The organism is Streptomyces sp. NPDC107550 (genome assembly GCF_055639095.1).
The window spans coordinates 219,936-236,798 of record NZ_JBVKBC010000007.1; the positions used below are offsets into that span (position 1 = coordinate 219,936).

Sequence of the window (16,863 nt, forward strand, 5' to 3'; positions counted from 1 at the left end):
CAGCCACGCGCCCGGCGGCCGGGACAACCCACAGGGCAGGACAGTCAGTGCGGAGGCAAGGATGAGTACGACGGCGGAACACCCCGAGGGCGGCGCGGTCCGCGCCCCGGCGACGGAGACACCGGCCGGCGCGCGCGGCGGACGGCTCATCCGCAACGAGGCGACCACCGAGATCCCGGTGCATCTGCTGTTCCGCGACGACCCGGTACCGGTCGCCGTGCCGGTGCGGCCCGCGCTGGTCAAGGGCGCGCCGACGCGGGCCCCGGCGGGCGTACGGGCCCTGCCGCCGCGCCCGCGTCCACAGGGCTCCGCGCGGCCGGGGCCCGCGGCCGACCCGGAGCTGGCCGAGCGGAGCGGGCCGGTGCTGTCCGGCGCGTTCGGGGTGCTCGGCGGGGCGGCGGGCGCGGCCGGGGCGGCGGTCTCGCTCGGCTGGGCGGGCGTGCTGCCCCGGATCGTCACGGACCTCGCGGGCCTGCCGGGATACGCCGGTGCCGGGCTCGGCGTGGCGCAGTGGGCGGCGGTCGCGGCGGGCGGCGCGCTGTCGCTGCTCGGCTTCGGCGGGCTCGCGCGCGGGCGCACCGGGGCGGCGTGGGTGCTCACGCGGTACGGCCGGTACCGGGGGAGCGTGCGGCGCACGGGGCTCGTGTGGCTGAGCCCGCTGCTGGCGCGGCGCCGCGTGGACGTACGCCTGCGGCACTGGCGCAGCGAGCCGATGCCGGTGGTGGACGCGGACGGGGTGGCGCTGCGCGCGGTCGTGCTCGTGGTGTGGCGGATCAGGGACACCGCCCGGGCGGTGCTCGGCGTCGAGGACCACGAGGCGTATCTGCGCGCGTGCGTGGAGGCGGCGCTCGCCCGGGTGCTGTCGGGGCTGCCCGCCGACGCCTTCCACGCGGGCACGCCGACGCTGCGGGACGCGGAGGCGGTCGGCGATCTGCTCACGCGCAGGCTCGCGGCGGACGCGGCGGCGGTCGGGGTGGAGGTGTACTCGGCGCAGCCCACGCGGATCGAGTACGCGCCGGAGGTGGCGGAGGCGATGCGGCGGCGCAAGGCGGCCGCGCTGGACGCCCGGCACCGCGACAGCCTGCTGTCCTCGGTCGTGGACTCGGTGGAGGACACCGTGACGCGGCTGACGACGCGGGGCCTCGTGGAACTGGACGACTACGAACGCAAGGCGCTGGTCAAGGATCTGACGGTCGCCTTCTGCGCGGGGCGGGGGGAGTAGCGGGTTCCGGAAGTCTGCGATTGGTATGGACATGTTCAACTACCCGCCATACATTGGGTGTTGGTCTAGACCTGAACTATCGCTGTGCGCACGGCTTCCGGCACTCCCCACATCCCCAGGAGCGGCAGCATGCGGAAGACTTCCCGACGTACCAAGGTGTACGCGGCCCTGCTCGGCCTGACCACCGCCGGGGCGTTCGCGCTCTCGGCGGGCGGAGCCAGCGGTCACGGCTACACCGACCTGCCCATCAGCCGGCAGAAGCTGTGTGCCAACGGCACCGTCACGGGCTGCGGCAACATCCAGTGGGAGCCGCAGAGCGTCGAGGGGCCCAAGGGCTTCCCGGCGGCGGGTCCCGCCGACGGCCAGATCTGCTCGGCCGACCACGGCGAGTTCGCCGCGCTCAACTCTCCCAAGCAGCCGAACGGGTCCGCCTGGCCCACCACGAAGGTGACGGGCGGTCAGAGCTACACGTTCCGCTGGCAGTTCACCGCCCGGCACTCCACCACGGACTTCCGGTACTACGTCACCAAGAACGGCTGGGACGACAGCAAGCCGCTCACCCGCGCGGCCCTGGACACCACCCCGTTCCTCACGGTGCCCTACAGCGGACAGCCCCCGGCGACCCTCTCCCACTCGGGCACCCTGCCCAGCGGGAAGACCGGCCACCACGTGATCCTCGCGGTGTGGACGATCGCCGACACGGCCAACGCGTTCTACGCCTGCTCGGACGTGACGTTCTGAGCGGCGCGCGAACGCGCCGGGTTCTGAGGTTCCCTTGAGGCGCTGCCCGTCCGCGCGCGGGTAGGTTCCCCGCACACCGTCCCGTCGTGGGGCGGGGTGCGGGGGACACGGGGGAGTGTCATGGACCTGATTTTCTGTGCGGTGCCGGTGCTCGTCGCCTGCGGCGCCCTGTTCATGGGGTACGTCGTGGTGCGCCGCTCGGGGCGGCAGCGCGCGGCCTGGCGCGGGGGACTGGTCGCACAGGCCCGCTGCGTGCGGGCGTACACCGGCGTGAGCGGTGCGGGCGACCACCCCCACACCGTCCAGCACCACGTCTACGAGTTCACCACCCGTGACGGCGACACCGTGCGCTTCGACGAGGAGGGCGGGCCCGCGATCCGGACCGAGGGCGACATCGTCCCCGTCCACTACACGAGCGAGCACCCCGAGCACGCCACCGCCGCCCCGCCGGCGATGGCGCGCAACGTGCTGTCCACGGCCCTCTTCCTCGGCTTCCTGGCCGTGGTGGTGGGCTTCTGCCTGTTCTTCATATCCTCGGTCGCCGACATGCCCTCCGACTTCTGAGAGGTACCCGTGAGCGACGACCAGCCCGGCCTGCCGCTGGCCGGCTTCGTCTTCCACTTCCTGTTCCCGCTGATCATCGCGGGGCTCGTCTGGGCCGCGTACCTCGTCGTGCGGCGCAGGAGCGAGCAGCGCGCGGCCTGGACGAGCGGGGTGAGCGCGCGGGCCCGGGTGGTCGCCGCGTACCAGCGGGTGAAGATGGTCAACGGGGTGGCGCGGCGCATCCAGTGGCACGAGTACGTGTTCACGGCCGCCGACGGCCGCGAGGTGCGGTTCGCCGAGTCCGGCGGGCCGCCCGGCCGGGACGTCGGCGCCGAGACCGTCGCGTACTACGCCCCGGCGGCGCCCGAGAAGGCGACGGCCGTCGAGCCAGGACCGCTCCTCACCTTCGGTACCGGCCTGACCCTCGTCGTCTTCGGCGCCGGCGCGCTCCTGCTGCTCGGCGTGACGGTCTCCAACTGGTGAGGCGCCGCCTGGCCCTCCACATCTGACGGGGCGTCAACTACCGTACGCCGCCATGGCATCCATGACGCGTCGTACGTTCGCGGAGCTGGTCCTCGCGCGCTTCGGGGACCAGCGCCCGGGGCTCGCCTTCGAGGACACCGTCCTCACCCAGCACGAGGTGGCGGCGGGCGCGGCGGCCCGCGCCGCGCTCCTCGGCGACCTGCTGCCGCCCGGCGCCACGCCCCACGTGGGGGTGCTGCTCGACAACACCCCCGAGTACCCGATGTGGCTCGGCGCCGCCGCGCTCGCCGGCGCCGCCGTCGCCGGGATCAACCCGACCCGGCGCGGCGCCGAACTCGCCCGCGACATCCTGCACACCGAGTGCCGCGTCCTCGTCACCGAACGCGCCAAGCTGCCGCTGCTCGACGGCCTCGCCCTGCCCGGCGTCCGCTTCCTCGTCACCGACACCGACGCCTACGCCGACCTCCTCGCCGCCTACGCCGGCGCCCCGCCCGACCCCGCGCCCGGCGTCGGCCCCGGCACCCGGCTGCTGCTCTGCTTCACCTCGGGCTCGACCGGCGCCCCCAAGGCCGCCCTGTGCACCCAGGGTCGCCTCGCCGCCGCCGGACAGTCCCTGGCCGGCCACTTCGGCGTACGCCCCGACGACGTGCACTACGTCTGCATGCCCCTCTTCCACGGCAACGCGGTCATCGCCGACTGGGCGCCCGCCGTCGCCGCCGGGGCCGGGGTCGCGCTGCGCCGGCGCTTCTCCGCGTCCGGATTCCTCGACGACGTACGGAAGTTCGGCGCCACGTACTTCACCTACGTGGGCCGTGCCGTCAGCTACGTGCTGGCGACCGAGGAGCGCGCCGACGACCGGGACAACCCGCTGCGCGTCGGCTTCGGCACCGAGGCGGGCGCGGTGGACGCGGCCCGCTTCGAGGAGCGGTTCGGCGTGCGGCTCGTCGAGGGGTACGGGTCGTCCGAGGGCGGCGCCGCCGTCCAGCGCACCCCGGGCACCCCGGCGGGCGCCATCGGCCGTGCCGCCCCCGGCGACGACCTCGCCGTCCTCGACCCCGCCACCGGCGAGGAGTGCCCGCCCGCCGTCTTCGACCCCGCCGGACGCCTGCTCAACGGCAGCGCGGCGATAGGCGAGCTGGTCAACCGGGGCCGCTCCCTCTTCGAGGGTTACTGGCGCAACGAAGCCGCCGCCGAGCGGGTCCGCGCCCACGGCTGGTACTGGACCGGCGACCTCTTCTACCGGGACGCCGAGGGCTTTCTGTACTTCGCCGGGCGCGGGGACGACAAGATCCGCGTCGACAGCGAGAACCTGGCCCCCGCCATGATCGAGAACATCCTCGCGCGCTGGCACCGCGCGTCCGCCGTCGCCGTCTACGGCGTGCCCGACCCGGTCACCGGTGACCAGGTCATGGCGACGCTCGCGCTGACCGGCGAAGTCCCCTTCGACCCGCGGGAGTTCGGCGCGTTCCTGCGCGCGCAGAGCGACCTCGGCACGAAGATGGCGCCCCGCTTCGTCCGCGTCGTCGCCCGGATGCCGGTGACCGCCACCAACAAGGTGCGCCGGGGCGAGCTGCGCCGCGCCGGGTTCTGGAGCGGCGGCGAGGTGTGGTGGCGGCCCCCGGGCGAGTCCGCGTACCGGAGGCTGACCGGTGAGGACCGCGTAGCGATCCGGCAGGCATACCGCGACCGGGGCCGGGAAGACGTGCTGCGGGCGCCCTGAACCGGCGCGTCCGCCCGGCGCCCGGCCCCTGGGGAATCAGGGGCGTACGAGGCTGCTGTGACACGTGGGACAGGGCGGCGCGGGGGCGTGAGAACTTCATGTCCGGGCTGTGAGAGCGCCACTGTTTCCCCGGTTTGGCCGCGCACAAGATGTCTGCCGACAGAAGCAACACCACCGTTCGGCACGAAGGGGCACCTTGATCATGGCCAGTGTCATGCAGAACCGTTTCGAGCCCGTGGACCACACCACCGCGACCGGCGCCCGCCCGCGTCTGGTGATCGAGAACCTGGACGGCACGGACCAGGGCGCCGCCCTGGTGACCATCTGCATCGTCGCCGAGTCCGACGCCCGCGCCACCGCCGCGCTCGGAGCGCTCACGGCATGACCGTACCCGGGGGGGAACGGTCCGAGCCCGGGACGGCGGCGGGCGGCACGGTGGGGTTCAAGCTCCACCTGCGCCCGCACGTCGTCCCCGGCGAGGCCGCGTATCTGGTGTCGCGGCGCGGGGTCACCGCCCTGCGCGGCGAGCACGCCGAGTTCCTCGTGCCGCTGCTCGACGGGACCCGCGACATGGCCGGCATCCTGCGGGACGCCGGCCCCGCGCTCGACCCCGAGTCCATCCGCTGCTCGCTCGACGAGCTGACGGCCGCCGGGCTGCTCCGCCTCCACCCGCGCGCCGCGGCGGACGCCCTCGCCCCGGACGCGACACGCACGGCGGAGGCGTACTGGGACCTCGCCGGGCTCGACGGCGCCGCCGTCGCCGCCCGGCTCGCCGCCGGCTCCCTGTGGCTGGAGACCGTCGGCGGCGCCGATCCAGAGCCGGTGCGCGCGGCCTGCGCCGCCAGCGGGATCGGCCTCGCCGCCGCACCCGAGGACGCCGCGCTCACCCTCGTGGTCTGCGACGACTACCTCGCCCCGCGCCTCGGCGAGATCGACGCCGCGCACCGGGCCGCCGGACGGGCCTGGCTGCCGGTGCGCGCGTGCGGCGCCGAACCGTGGATCGGGCCGTTCTTCCGCCCCTTCGACGGGCCCTGCTGGCACTGCCTGCGCGTCCGGCTGGTCGGGCACCGGCAGGCCGAGCGCCCGGTGCGGCGCGCCCTCGGCATCCGGGGGCCGCTGCCGCGCCCGCCGGCCTCCCTCGCCGCCGGCCGCTCCCTCGCCGTGGACCTCGCCGTCCTGGAGGCCGCCAAGTGGCTCGCCGGGATACGCGACGACGCCCAGGGCCGGCTGCACACCTGGGACACCCTGCGCATGCGCGTCACCGAACACCGCGTGGACCAGCGCCCCCAGTGCCGGTCCTGCGGTGACCCGGAGATCGTCGCCGAGCGTGTCCGGCGGCCGTTCACGCCCGTGTCGCGGCCCAAGGCGGACGGCAGCGGGGGCGGTCACCGTGCGCTGACGCCCACTCAGATGCTGGCCAGGCACGGCCACTTGATCGGGCCCGTCACCGGCATCGTCAAGGAGATCCGGCCCGCGCCGCACACCCCGGAGGGCCTCGTCTCGTATCTGTCCGGGCCCAACCTCGCCATGGGCGCGCACACCCTCGCCGGCCTGCGCACCGGGCTGCGCGCGCTCAGCGGCGGCAAAGGGCTCACCGCGACGGAGGCCCAGGTCGGCGCGTTGTGCGAGGCCGTCGAGCGGTACAGCGGCACCCGCCACGGCGACGAGCCCGTCGTCCGCGACACCTACCGCGCGCTCGGCGCCGACGCCGTCCACCCGTACGCCTGCCAGCTCTACGACGAGCGGCAGTTCCGCGAGCGGGAGCGGTGGAACGCGCGGCACTCCAGCTTCCAGTACGTGCCCGTGCCCTTCGCCGACGACAAACCCACCGACTGGACGCCCGTCTGGTCGCTCACCGCCGGGGCACGGCGCCTGCTGCCCACGTCGCTGCTGTACTTCACGCGCGGCGAGGCCACCCCGGACGGCCTGTACGCCGACTCCAACGGCAACGCGGCGGGCAGCAGCCGCGAGGACGCCCTCGTACAGGGCTTCTTCGAGGTCGTCGAGCGCGACGCGGTCGCCCTGTGGTGGTACAACCGCACCCGCCAGCCAGGCGTCGACCTCGACGCGTTCGACGAGCCCTACGCCGAGCGGCTGCGCACGGTACTGGCCCGCGTCCACCGCGACCTGTGGGTCCTCGACCTCACCTCCGACCTCGGGGTGCCGGTCTTCGCCGCCCTGTCGCGGCGTACGGACAAGCCGGCCGAGGACATCGTGTTCGGCTTCGGCGCCCACTTCGACCCGGCCACCGCGCTGCGCCGGGCGCTGACCGAACTGGCCCAACTCCTGCCCACCGTCTGCGAGGCACGCCCCGACGGCACCGGGTACACGGTCACCGACCCCGAGCCGCTGCACTGGTGGCGCACGGCGACGACGGCCGGGCAGCCCCACCTCACGCCCGACCCCGCCCTCGCGCCGCGCACCCCGGCCCACTGGGCGTACACGCCTCGGGCCGATCTGCTCGACGACGTCACGGCGATCACCGCGCTCGTACGGGAGAGGGGAATGGAATTGCTCGTACTGGACCAGACACGACCGGACTTGGAGGTTCCGGTGGTGAAGGTGCTGGTACCGGGAATGCGCCATTTCTGGGCACGATTCGCGCCAGGGCGGCTCTTTGACGTTCCCGTACAGCTCGGCAGGCGGGAGACACCGTTGCCGTACGAGGCTCTGAATCCCGTGCCGCTCTTTGTCTGAGAAGGCGATTCGACCGGAACATCTGGATATCAACTCGGCCTGAACCTGTTTCTTTTCAGCCGTTCTCCGGACCGCCCCTGGTTCTCAGGGCCTTCACATATCATCCCCACACGGTGGGGACGGACGTGCGAGAAGAGGCCGCGGACGATGCAGACTCAGGACCGGTTCGACGAGGGGGTGGGCGGGGACGGCGCACGCGCCGTCCCGCCCCGCAGAAGCCGGGACCTGCTCCCGCCGAAGGTCGCCCGCACCATCCTCGTGATGGCGCTCATCAGCTACTCCGTCGTCATCCTGCTCAACATCCTCGACACCCCCATGCCGACCAGGCACGCCGTGGCCGCCATCGCCGCGCTCGTCCTCGTCCTCGCGCTGCAATTGCGCCACTCCGCGCCCGGCGCCAACCGCGCCCCGCTGCGCCGCCGCCTGATGACACTGGGCGCGCAGGCCCTGCTCACGTACCTGCCCCTGCTCATCTTCCGCGCCGAGTGGGGCGCCATGGCCGGCTTCCTCGCCGGCTCGCTGCTGCTCCTGCTGCCGCCGCGCGTCGGCTGGCCGCTGTACGCGCTCGTCGGCCTCTCCCTGGTCGTGCCCTCGCTCCTGGAGCACCGCTCGGTCCTCGTCACCGTCTACCTCTGCCAGTCCACGCTGCTCACCGGCCTCGTCACGTACGGCCTCTCCCGGCTGAGCGAACTGGTCGCCGAGGTGCACGCGGCGCGCGGCGAGCTGGCGCACATGGCCGTCACCGAGGAACGCCTGCGCTTCGCCCGCGACCTGCACGACCTGCTCGGCTTCGGCCTGTCCACGATCACCCTCAAGACCGAGCTGGTGCACCGCCTGATCCCCGGCCACCCCGAGCGGGCCATGGAGGAGATCCAGGACGTGTTACGCGTCGCCCGCGACTCCCTGGCCGATGTGCGCCGGGTCGCACGCGGCTTTCAGGACATGTCACTTGAGCAGGAGATCGCCTCGGCCCGCTCGGTGCTCAGCGCCGCCGACATCGCGCTCGACGCCCAGGTGCGGCTGCGCCCCTTCGACGCGCCCTGCGACGCCGCCCTCGCCGCCGTGCTGCGCGAGGCCGTCACCAACCTGCTGCGGCACAGCAAGGCCGCCCACTGCACCATCGAGGCCGACCACCTGGGCGCCACCGTGCGGCTGTCCGTGGTCAACGACGGGGTGGACCCCGGCTACCGCGACCCCTCCCCGGACGGCGGCAGCGGCCTCGCCAACCTCGACGCCCGGGTGCGCGCCATAGGCGGCCGGATCGAGGCGGGCGCCCGCAAGGGCCATACGTTCCGGCTGCTGGCCGAAGTCCCGGTCCGGGCCACGGTGGTGACGACGGACGCTCTTGGCGAAAAGTTGAGCGTACGGAAGAAGACAACCAGCCGAATAGTGCCCTCCGCTTGATAGGATTCGGTCAATATTCGAACGGGTTACGGGGGAACCATGATTCGGATTCTGCTTGCCGAGGACATGAACATGGTCCGCGGCGCCCTGGTCGCTTTGTTGAATCTCGAATCCGATCTCGATGTCGTCGTCGAACTCGAACGCGGCGACGAGATCGTCCCCGCCGCCCTGGAGCACCGGCCGGACGTCGCCATCATCGACATCGACCTGCCGGGCCTCGACGGGCTGACGGCGGCCGAGCGGCTGCGCGAGTCCGTGCCCGCCTGCCGCACCCTCGTCCTCACCAACCTCGGCCGCCCCGGCACCCTGCGCCGCGCCCTGTCCGCGCAGGTCTCCGGCTATCTCCTCAAGGACGCCCCGCCCAAGCAGCTCGCCGAGGCGGTACGCAGGGTCGCGGCCGGCCAGCGGGCCATCGACCCGCAGCTCGCGCTCGCCGCGTGGGGCGGCGCGGAGAACCCGCTGACCGAGCGGGAGAACGAGGTGCTGAAGCTGGCCGCGCAGGGCTCCGAGGCGCCCGAGATCGCGTCCCTGCTGCATCTGACGACGGGCACGGTACGCAACTACCTCACGGCCATCGTCAGCAAGCTCAACGCACGCAACCGCGTCGACGCCATCCGCATCGCCCGGGAGTCCGGCTGGCTGCTGTGACCCGACGGCCCGCTCGGGGCGCGGTGCGGGCCGTCAGGGGTACGGTGCGGCCGGTTCGGGGGGCGTGCTGCGCTCGGGGCGCGGTGCGGCCGGTTCAGGGCGCGGTGAAGCCCGGGGGCGGACCGGTGACCGGCTGGGCCATGCCGGCCGCCGCGAGATAGCGCAGGATGCCGTCGGTGACGTCCGGGTGCAGCGGCAGCGCCTCCGTCGCGTCGCCGGGCGTCACCGGCCACGCCAGCATGGCGACCACCCACACCGCCTCCGGCCGGTGCAGCACCACCCGGTGCAGGGAAGCGGGCGACTGGAGGGATATCCCGGCGTCCTCCAGGGTGAGCCGCACATCGCGCGGCAGCCGCAGCGGATCGGCGTCCGGGAGTTCCTGCGGCGCGAACGTCGCCTGCCGGGACTCGGGCGACACCGACAGCAGCGGGCCCTTCAGGTCGTCCACCGACAGCGTCCGTACGGTCATGTGGGCGAGGCGGCTCAGCGTCGGCAGGAGCAGCAGGCACACGCCGTCGCCGTCCGCGTAGTCCGCGGCGACGTTGTCGGGGAGGATCGGGCCCAGCTCCATGCGGCGCAGCACCTCGCGCACGAGCGGGCTCGGATCGTCCAGCTTCTCCGAGCCGAACCGGCCGGTCAGCACCACGGCGTCGTCGGACGCGCGCACCTCGACGTCCTCGCTCAGCGACCACAGATGGATCGGCGCTCCCGCCGGCGGCCGGGTCATGGCGGCACTCCTCCCTGAGTGCGGACGGCCGGGCGTCCGCCGCGCGTCGGCCGAGTATCCGCCGCGGCGGCGGCCCGCCGACAGGCAGGCGTTCATGCCGCTGACGTGAAGAATTCACGGCTCGCGCGAGACGGGCGTGCGGGGCCGCCCGGGGCGGGCTTTGGCCGGTCACAAGCCGCTGTTCCTACCGTCGCTGCCGAGCGCCGACTCAGCCGCGGGCCGCGGCGACCGCGGCGTCCATGGCCTCGACGGGAAGGGGGCGGCCGGTGGCCGTTCTGTCAGTGGAAAGCAAGGAGATCCCCCGCAAGGACGTACGGCGTCTGGAGCGGGTGGTCATCCGGTTCGCGGGCGACTCGGGTGACGGCATGCAGCTCACCGGGGACCGCTTCACCTCCCAGACCGCGTCGTTCGGCAACGATCTGTCGACCTTGCCGAACTTCCCGGCCGAGATCCGGGCGCCCGCCGGCACGCTCCCGGGCGTCTCGTCGTTCCAGGTGCATTTCGCGGACCACGACATCCTCACGCCCGGCGACGCGCCGAACGTGCTGGTGGCGATGAACCCGGCCGCCCTGAAGGCGAACATCCAGGACCTGCCGGGCGGCGCCGAAGTCATCGTGGACAGCGACGAGTTCACCGCGCGGGCGCTCCAGAAGGTGGGGTACGCGGCCTCGCCCCTGGAAGACGGATCGCTGGACGCCTACCGGCTGCACGCGGTCCCGCTGACGACGCTGACCGTGGGCGCGCTGAAGGAGTTCGGCCTGTCCCGCAAGGAGGCGGAGCGCAGCAAGAACATGTTCGCGCTCGGCCTTCTGACCTGGATGTACCACCGGCCGACCGAGGGCACGGAAGCCTTCCTGAAGCGGAAGTTCGCCAAGAAGCCGCACATCGCCGAGGCCAACATCGCCGCCTACCGGGCCGGCTGGAACTTCGGCGAGACCACCGAGGACTTCGCCGTCTCCTACGAGGTGGACCCGGCGGTCGCCGCGTTCCCCGAAGGCCGCTACCGCAACATCTCCGGCAACCTCGCGCTCTCGTACGGGCTCGTGAGCGCCGCCGAACGCACCGGGCTGCCCCTGTTCCTCGGCTCGTACCCGATCACGCCGGCCTCGGACATCCTGCACGAGCTGTCCAAGCACAAGAACTTCGGTGTACGCACCTTCCAGGCGGAGGACGAGATCGCCGGTATCGGCGCGGCGCTGGGCGCGGCCTTCGGCGGCTCTCTCGCCGTCACCACGACCTCGGGTCCGGGTGTGGCGTTGAAGTCGGAGACGATCGGGCTGGCGGTCTCGCTCGAACTGCCGTTGCTGATCGTGGACATCCAGCGCGGCGGCCCCTCCACCGGCCTGCCGACCAAGACGGAGCAGGCGGATCTCCTCCAGGCCATGTACGGCCGCAACGGCGAGGCGCCCGTCCCGGTGATCGCCCCCTGCACGCCCGCCGACTGCTTCGACGCGGCGCTGGAAGCGGCCCGCATCGCGGTCACGTACCGCACCCCGGTCTTCCTCCTCTCGGACGGCTACCTGGCCAACGGCTCGGAGCCCTGGCGGATCCCCGAGGTCGACGAACTCCCGGATCTGCGGGTGCAGTTCGCACAGGGCCCGAACCACACGCTGGAGGACGGCAGCGAGGTCTTCTGGCCGTACAAGCGTGACCCGCACACTTTGGCGCGCCCCTGGGCCGTGCCCGGCACCCCTGGTCTGGAGCACCGGATCGGCGGGATCGAGAAGCAGGACGGCACGGGCAACATCTCCTACGACCCGGCCAACCACGACTTCATGGTCCGCACCCGCCAGGCGAAGATCGACGGCATCGACGTACCGGATCTGGACGTGGACGACCCGTCAGGTGAGGCGACCACGCTCGTGCTCGGCTGGGGTTCGACGTACGGCCCGATCACGGCTGCGGTACGCAGGCTGCGGGGGGCCGGGGAGCGGATCGCGCAGGCGCATCTGCGGCATCTGAACCCGTTCCCGAAGAACCTCGGTGACGTGCTGAAGCGGTACGACAAGGTCGTCGTGCCCGAGATGAACCTCGGCCAGCTCGCCACCCTCGTCCGCGCCCGCTACCTGGTCGACGCGCACTCCTGCAACCAGGTCAACGGCATGCCGTTCAAGGCCGAGCAGCTCGCCCACGTACTGGAGGAAGTGCTCCATGCCCGTTGAACTCCCGCTGCTCGCCAAGGACTTCAAGTCGGACCAGGAAGTGCGCTGGTGCCCCGGCTGCGGTGACTACGCGATCCTCGCCGCCGTCCAGGGCTTCATGCCCGAACTCGGCATCGCCAAGGAGAACATCGTCTTCGTCTCCGGCATCGGCTGCTCCTCTCGTTTCCCGTACTACATGAACACCTACGGGATGCACTCCATCCACGGCCGTGCCCCCGCCATCGCCACCGGACTCGCCTCCTCCCGGCGGGACTTGAGTGTCTGGGTCGTCACCGGGGACGGCGACGCCCTCTCCATCGGCGGCAACCACCTCATCCACGCCCTGCGCCGCAACGTCAACCTCAAGATCCTCCTCTTCAACAACCGCATCTACGGACTCACCAAAGGCCAGTACAGCCCCACGTCCGAGGTCGGCAAGATCACCAAGTCCACGCCGATGGGCTCCCTCGACGCGCCCTTCAACCCGCTGTCGCTCGCCATCGGGGCCGGCGCGTCCTTCGTCGCGCGGTCCATCGACTCCGACCGCAAGCACCTCACCTCCGTGCTGCGGGCCGCCGCCGCTCACCCCGGTACCGCGCTCGTGGAGATCTACCAGAACTGCAACATCTTCAACGACGGCGCCTTCGACGCCCTGAAGGACAAGCAGCGGGCCGAGGAGACCCTCGTACGCCTCGAACACGGGCAGCCCATCACGTTCGGTGCCGGGGGAGGCTCCAAGGGGGTCGTCCGCGACCCCGCCACCGGCGACCTGCGCGTCGTCGCCGTGACCGAGGGCAACAAGTCCGACATCCTCGTCCACGACGCCCACGCGGCCTCCCCGACGACGGCCTTCGCCCTGTCCCGTCTCGCCGACCCCCACACCCTGCACCACACGCCCATCGGCGTCCTGCGTGACGTCGAACGGCCGCTGTACGACCGGCAGTTGAACGACCAGCTCGACGACGCCGTCGAGCAGTACGGCAAGGGCGACCTCGCGTCCCTCCTGACCGGCACCGACACCTGGACCGTGGAGCGTTCCTCATGACCTACGTCATCGCCCAGCCCTGCGTGGACCTCAAGGACAAGGCGTGCGTCGACGAGTGCCCCGTCGACTGCATCTACGAGGGCCCCCGCAAGATGTACATCAACCCCGACGAGTGCGTGGACTGCGGCGCCTGCGAGCCCGTCTGCCCGGTCGAGGCGATCTTCTACGAGGACTCCCTGCCCGCCGAGTGGGCCGGGTACGGCAGCGCCGACCAGGAGGTGTTCGCCTCCGGCGTCTCGGGCGGCGCCTCCGCCGCCGGCGTCTTCCCCGCCGACCACCCGGTGGTCGCAGCGGAGCCCGTCAAGGCGCCCAACTGACGGCGCCCTGAACCCCGTACGGCATCGCCCGCAGCCCCACCCGAACGCCCGCGGCCCCTCCCGAACTCCGGGAGGGGCCGCGGTGGTTGGCGGGCGATGTGCGGGTCAGGCCGTACGCACCTCGGAGGCGCCCGGCGCTTCGAGTGTCTCGGGCGGGGCGGACGGGCGGTCGGGGCGGGCCGCGGCCTTGCGGGTACGCAGCATGCGCCGCCACTGCTCGGCGCTGTACTGGGCGGGCTCGGTGGTGGCGATGAAGTCCCGCAGGACCCGCTCGAAGCGCTGCGGGTCCGTACGGAACGGGAAGTGGCCCGCGTCCTCGAAGATCTCCAGCCGGCTGCCCGGCATCGCCACGTGCCCGAGGCCCGCGTGCGCGGACGGCACCACCTGATCCCGGCCGCCCCACACCAGCATCGTCGGCATGCCCTGCGCGAGATAGCAGCGGTCGAGCATCGTGCCGACCTGCCCGCGCCAGTCCACGACCGCGCGCAGCGTGCGGATGAACGCGTTGCGCGAGGTGCCGTCGGGCAGCGCGTCCACGACCCGCAGCAGGTCGGGGGCGTCCACCCCGAGGTCCGTGTCGAGGAACTGGAGCGCCTTCACCGCGAGCCCGACCTGGGTGCGCATCGTCGGCAACCGCAGTGCCATCAGCAGGAGTTCGGCACCCGGCAAGGTCGCCGCCCGCAGCAGCGGCGTGACCTGGCGGCTGACACCGCCGGTGCCGACCAGCACGAGCCGGTCGCAGCGCTCGGGGAACTGGTACGCGAACTGCATGGCGACGGCGCCGCCCAGCGAGTGCCCGACGAGGGTGACCCGTTCGACGCCGATGACGCCGAGCAGGTCCCGCATGCCGTTCGCGTACGCGGCGAGCGAGTAGTCGGCGCGCGGCTTGTCGGAGGCGCCGTGGCCGAGCAGGTCGGGGGCGATGACCCGGTAGTCGCGGGCCAGGCCCGGCATGACGTCCCGCCAGGTGTCGGAGGAGTCGCCGATGCCGTGGATGAGCAGGATCGCGCGGCCCTTGCCCGCCATCCGGAAGGCACGGCGGTAGCCGTGCACGGTGCGGTAGCGCATCCGGATGCGGGAGCCGCCGGTGGGCGCGGTCATGGTGGTCAGGCCCCCTGGGATCCGCGGCGGTGGTGCCGTTCACCCGGCCGCTCGCCGGGTTGCCTCGACGGCACGATGGGCCGGTGGTGGACGGTGGTCAGATCGTTCTCGGTCACACCGAGCGAGGCCAGGGACTGCCAGGGGCGGACCGAGGCGGAGCGGCGCGAGGACGGAGCGGCGTCAGTCATGGCGTGGCCTCTTCTCGAACGGTGCGTCGGAGGTCGGTGCGTCGAAGTGCGGTGCGTCGGAGAGCGGGTTCTCGGCGGTACGGGCGGCAGCGGCGACGGTCAGTTCCTCGGCGGGCGCCCCGCGCAGCCGCAGCCGCAGCAGCGAGCCGAACAGCCAGCGCCGCGTCGCGCCCAGATGGGCCGGGGAGCCGTGCACGTCGTCGAACTCCTTGAAGCGGACGTCCGGCAGATCGCGGCGCAGCAGGGCCTGGTCGCGGGCCGGGATGATCTCGTCGCGGGCGGAGGCGACGTACCGTACGGGCACGCGCACGCGGCGCAGTTCCTGCGGGGAGAGCGCGAACTCGGGGAACTGAGAACGCAGTTCGGCCTCCGATGTGCTGTGGGTGAGGCGCTGGAGGGTGTCCTTGGTGATGCGGGGGACGCGCGGCCACCACGCCGTGTCGGTGAAGAAGTCCGCGACGGGCGCGCCGACCGTCAGCACGCGCCGCACCCGGCGGTCCTCGGCGGCGGCCCGCAACGCCATGTGGCCGCTGAAGCTGAGCGCCAGCATCGACGTGTCCGCGACCTTCGCCCGGCCGGCCAGGCTGTCGAACAGGAAGGGCAGCATGCGCCAGGAGTCGGGGGAGTAGCGCAGGGTGTTCTCGCCGACGCCGGGCAGCTCGGTGACGACGGCCGCGAAGCCCAGCTTGCGCAGCAGCGGCAGCAGCGGCGCCCACTGCTCCTTCACGCTGACGATGCCGCCCATGACGACGACCAGCGGTTTCGGGCGCTGCGCGTCCAGGCCGCTCGCCCACGCGGTGAACGTGCCCTCGGGGGAGCGCAGTTCGAGGCGTTGGATGCCCTGGCGCTGCTGCCGCCAGCGGTCGAACACCTCCACGCACAGGTGCTGGGCGAGGACCCGGTCGCCGTCCGAGGGGTACGGGAAGCGGGCCAGGGCGTAGTGGCGGCAGGCGTCGAGCAGGTCACCGCGGGCCTCGGCGACCTTGCCCGCGCCGGTCCACACGGTCGCCCACGACGCCGGGTCGCCGGTCGTGTCGCCCGTGACGCGGGACAGTACGGCTTCGACGTGATCGGGGCGCATGCCCTGGCCGCGCGCGTGCAGCCGGGCGAACTCCGTCAGCTCTTGCAGGTGGTCCATGGCTTCCCGTCCGTCGAGTCAGTGGATGGCGCCGTCGGGGCGGCGGGGGCCGAAGCCGAACGCGCGGTCCACGGCGATGTGCGTCGTCCAGCCCAGCCCCGCCAGCAGGAGCGTGCGGGAACCGGAGAGCGCGCCCGCGGTCAGGGTGCCGGCGGCGAGGCGCGGGTCGTGCAGGGTGTTGTACAGGGGCACGGTGTCCGGCGACATGTGGCCGGGGCCCGGGGAGGGGGTCTCGCCCTTGTGCAGGAACGCCAGGTCCGGGGCGATCAGGGCGGTCCAGAACGCGGGGCTCAGGGCTCCGCCGATGGCCAGCGCGGCGGTGAGCGTCGCCGTTCCTACGGCTGCGCTCAGGAGGCGGCCGGTCGGGGTTCTCCAGGTGAACGTGTCCCGGGGGGTGGGGGTGATGGGGGTGCGGCTTGTCCGGACTGCCATACGGCATCTCCTTACGCGGAATCTCTCACCCCCCGACTCTCCCGCCGGCCGCTAGCGCGGGGCTTGTGGGGTTCGACGCCCAGGCCCACTACATGCGCAGTTCCCCGCGCCCCTGACGGGGCTGCAACCCCGGCACTTCTTCGGCGCCCCGCCGCCTTGGGCAATCTGCCGCCTGGGGCGGCAGGGTGGGCAAGGCGGCACCCAGCGCGGGGTAAGTGCACGTTGTGCGTCGGGTGCAGCCCCGGTGGGGCTTCTCGCGCAGTTCCCCGCGCCCCTGACGGGGCTCACCTCAGCGCCGGTAAATCAAGCCCCTCCG

The 16,863-nt window shown here is 72.8% G+C and carries 17 protein-coding genes; 12 read left to right on the plus strand and 5 right to left on the minus strand.

Annotated elements, in window-relative coordinates:
* Positions 1-61: 61 nt before the first annotated feature.
* From ACZ7LY_RS13060 to ACZ7LY_RS13100, 9 genes are all read left to right on the plus strand, one after another.
* Positions 62-1,222, plus strand: coding sequence for an SPFH domain-containing protein (locus ACZ7LY_RS13060; RefSeq protein WP_471624619.1), 1,161 nt, complete (start codon positions 62-64; stop codon positions 1,220-1,222).
* Positions 1,223-1,351: 129 nt separating this feature from the next.
* Positions 1,352-1,963: a lytic polysaccharide monooxygenase auxiliary activity family 9 protein gene (locus ACZ7LY_RS13065; protein ID WP_471624620.1), complete on the plus strand. Its 612-nt coding sequence runs from the start codon at positions 1,352-1,354 to the stop codon at positions 1,961-1,963.
* Positions 1,964-2,083: 120 nt separating this feature from the next.
* The gene (locus ACZ7LY_RS13070) at positions 2,084-2,527 is read left to right on the plus strand and encodes a DUF3592 domain-containing protein (protein ID WP_471624621.1); all 444 of its coding nucleotides are present in this window, start codon (positions 2,084-2,086) and stop codon (positions 2,525-2,527) included.
* A 9-nt stretch (positions 2,528-2,536) separates the two neighbouring features.
* Positions 2,537-2,989: a DUF3592 domain-containing protein gene (locus ACZ7LY_RS13075; RefSeq protein WP_471624622.1), complete on the plus strand. Its 453-nt coding sequence runs from the start codon at positions 2,537-2,539 to the stop codon at positions 2,987-2,989.
* 52 nt (positions 2,990-3,041) lie between these two features.
* Entirely contained in the window at positions 3,042-4,709 is a 1,668-nt protein-coding gene (locus ACZ7LY_RS13080) for an AMP-binding protein (protein ID WP_471624623.1), read from the plus strand.
* A gap of 202 nt (positions 4,710-4,911) precedes the next feature.
* Positions 4,912-5,094 carry a hypothetical protein gene (locus tag ACZ7LY_RS13085; protein WP_471624624.1) on the plus strand — a complete coding sequence of 61 codons (183 nt, stop codon included), beginning with the start codon at positions 4,912-4,914 and terminating at the stop codon, positions 5,092-5,094.
* Positions 5,091-7,406, plus strand: coding sequence for a TOMM precursor leader peptide-binding protein (locus ACZ7LY_RS13090; RefSeq protein WP_471624625.1), 2,316 nt, complete (start codon positions 5,091-5,093; stop codon positions 7,404-7,406). Before ACZ7LY_RS13085 ends, ACZ7LY_RS13090 begins: the two co-directional genes overlap by 4 nt.
* A 147-nt stretch (positions 7,407-7,553) precedes the next feature.
* A complete protein-coding gene (locus ACZ7LY_RS13095; protein WP_471624626.1) occupies positions 7,554-8,810 on the plus strand; it encodes a sensor histidine kinase in 1,257 nt (418 codons plus the stop codon).
* A gap of 39 nt (positions 8,811-8,849) precedes the next feature.
* Positions 8,850-9,458 carry a response regulator transcription factor gene (locus ACZ7LY_RS13100; RefSeq protein ID WP_471624627.1) on the plus strand — a complete coding sequence of 203 codons (609 nt, stop codon included), beginning with the start codon at positions 8,850-8,852 and terminating at the stop codon, positions 9,456-9,458.
* A gap of 94 nt (positions 9,459-9,552) precedes the next feature.
* Here ACZ7LY_RS13100 and ACZ7LY_RS13105 read toward each other — a convergent pair whose 3' ends face one another.
* Positions 9,553-10,185, minus strand: coding sequence for an NADH oxidase (locus tag ACZ7LY_RS13105; RefSeq protein WP_471624628.1), 633 nt, complete (start codon positions 10,183-10,185; stop codon positions 9,553-9,555).
* A gap of 266 nt (positions 10,186-10,451) precedes the next feature.
* Here ACZ7LY_RS13105 and ACZ7LY_RS13110 point away from each other — a divergent pair, with 266 nt between their 5' ends.
* Genes ACZ7LY_RS13110 through fdxA form a run of 3 tightly spaced genes read left to right on the plus strand, consistent with a single transcriptional unit; the run spans position 10,452 to position 13,688 of the window.
* Entirely contained in the window at positions 10,452-12,347 is a 1,896-nt protein-coding gene (locus tag ACZ7LY_RS13110) for a 2-oxoacid:acceptor oxidoreductase subunit alpha (protein WP_471624629.1), read from the plus strand.
* Positions 12,337-13,371 carry a 2-oxoacid:ferredoxin oxidoreductase subunit beta gene (locus tag ACZ7LY_RS13115; protein ID WP_471624630.1) on the plus strand — a complete coding sequence of 345 codons (1,035 nt, stop codon included), beginning with the start codon at positions 12,337-12,339 and terminating at the stop codon, positions 13,369-13,371. The genes ACZ7LY_RS13110 and ACZ7LY_RS13115 overlap by 11 nt, the downstream gene beginning before the upstream one ends.
* Entirely contained in the window at positions 13,368-13,688 is a 321-nt protein-coding gene (gene fdxA, locus ACZ7LY_RS13120) for a ferredoxin (protein ID WP_471624631.1), read from the plus strand. The genes ACZ7LY_RS13115 and fdxA overlap by 4 nt, the downstream gene beginning before the upstream one ends.
* Positions 13,689-13,793: 105 nt before the next feature.
* On the opposite strand, the gene ACZ7LY_RS13125 is transcribed toward fdxA, so the two are convergent.
* From ACZ7LY_RS13125 to ACZ7LY_RS13140, 4 genes are read right to left on the minus strand one after another with little or no spacing between them, the layout of a single operon-like run.
* Positions 13,794-14,789, minus strand: coding sequence for an alpha/beta fold hydrolase (locus ACZ7LY_RS13125; RefSeq protein ID WP_471624632.1), 996 nt, complete (start codon positions 14,787-14,789; stop codon positions 13,794-13,796).
* Positions 14,790-14,794: 5 nt separating this feature from the next.
* Entirely contained in the window at positions 14,795-14,977 is a 183-nt protein-coding gene (locus tag ACZ7LY_RS13130) for a hypothetical protein (RefSeq protein ID WP_471624633.1), read from the minus strand.
* Entirely contained in the window at positions 14,970-16,115 is a 1,146-nt protein-coding gene (locus ACZ7LY_RS13135; protein WP_471624634.1) for an alpha/beta hydrolase, read from the minus strand. Before ACZ7LY_RS13135 ends, ACZ7LY_RS13130 begins: the two co-directional genes overlap by 8 nt.
* A gap of 18 nt (positions 16,116-16,133) precedes the next feature.
* A complete protein-coding gene (locus tag ACZ7LY_RS13140) occupies positions 16,134-16,547 on the minus strand; it encodes a DUF4260 family protein (RefSeq protein ID WP_471624635.1) in 414 nt (137 codons plus the stop codon).
* Positions 16,548-16,863 lie beyond the last annotated feature (316 nt).

Coding starts and splice junctions, on each gene's coding strand:
- ACZ7LY_RS13060 (WP_471624619.1), top strand. CDS start 62: ATGAGTACGACGGCGGAACACCCCGAGGGCGGCGCGGTCCGCGCCCCG.
- ACZ7LY_RS13065 (WP_471624620.1), top strand. CDS start 1,352: ATGCGGAAGACTTCCCGACGTACCAAGGTGTACGCGGCCCTGCTCGGC.
- ACZ7LY_RS13070 (WP_471624621.1), top strand. CDS start 2,084: ATGGACCTGATTTTCTGTGCGGTGCCGGTGCTCGTCGCCTGCGGCGCC.
- ACZ7LY_RS13080 (WP_471624623.1), top strand. CDS start 3,042: ATGGCATCCATGACGCGTCGTACGTTCGCGGAGCTGGTCCTCGCGCGC.
- ACZ7LY_RS13085 (WP_471624624.1), top strand. CDS start 4,912: ATGGCCAGTGTCATGCAGAACCGTTTCGAGCCCGTGGACCACACCACC.
- ACZ7LY_RS13090 (WP_471624625.1), top strand. CDS start 5,091: ATGACCGTACCCGGGGGGGAACGGTCCGAGCCCGGGACGGCGGCGGGC.
- ACZ7LY_RS13095 (WP_471624626.1), top strand. CDS start 7,554: ATGCAGACTCAGGACCGGTTCGACGAGGGGGTGGGCGGGGACGGCGCA.
- ACZ7LY_RS13100 (WP_471624627.1), top strand. CDS start 8,850: ATGATTCGGATTCTGCTTGCCGAGGACATGAACATGGTCCGCGGCGCC.
- ACZ7LY_RS13105 (WP_471624628.1), bottom strand. CDS start 10,185: ATGACCCGGCCGCCGGCGGGAGCGCCGATCCATCTGTGGTCGCTGAGC.
- ACZ7LY_RS13115 (WP_471624630.1), top strand. CDS start 12,337: ATGCCCGTTGAACTCCCGCTGCTCGCCAAGGACTTCAAGTCGGACCAG.
- fdxA (WP_471624631.1), top strand. CDS start 13,368: ATGACCTACGTCATCGCCCAGCCCTGCGTGGACCTCAAGGACAAGGCG.
- ACZ7LY_RS13125 (WP_471624632.1), bottom strand. CDS start 14,789: ATGACCGCGCCCACCGGCGGCTCCCGCATCCGGATGCGCTACCGCACC.
- ACZ7LY_RS13130 (WP_471624633.1), bottom strand. CDS start 14,977: ATGACTGACGCCGCTCCGTCCTCGCGCCGCTCCGCCTCGGTCCGCCCC.
- ACZ7LY_RS13135 (WP_471624634.1), bottom strand. CDS start 16,115: ATGGACCACCTGCAAGAGCTGACGGAGTTCGCCCGGCTGCACGCGCGC.
- ACZ7LY_RS13140 (WP_471624635.1), bottom strand. CDS start 16,547: ATGGCAGTCCGGACAAGCCGCACCCCCATCACCCCCACCCCCCGGGAC.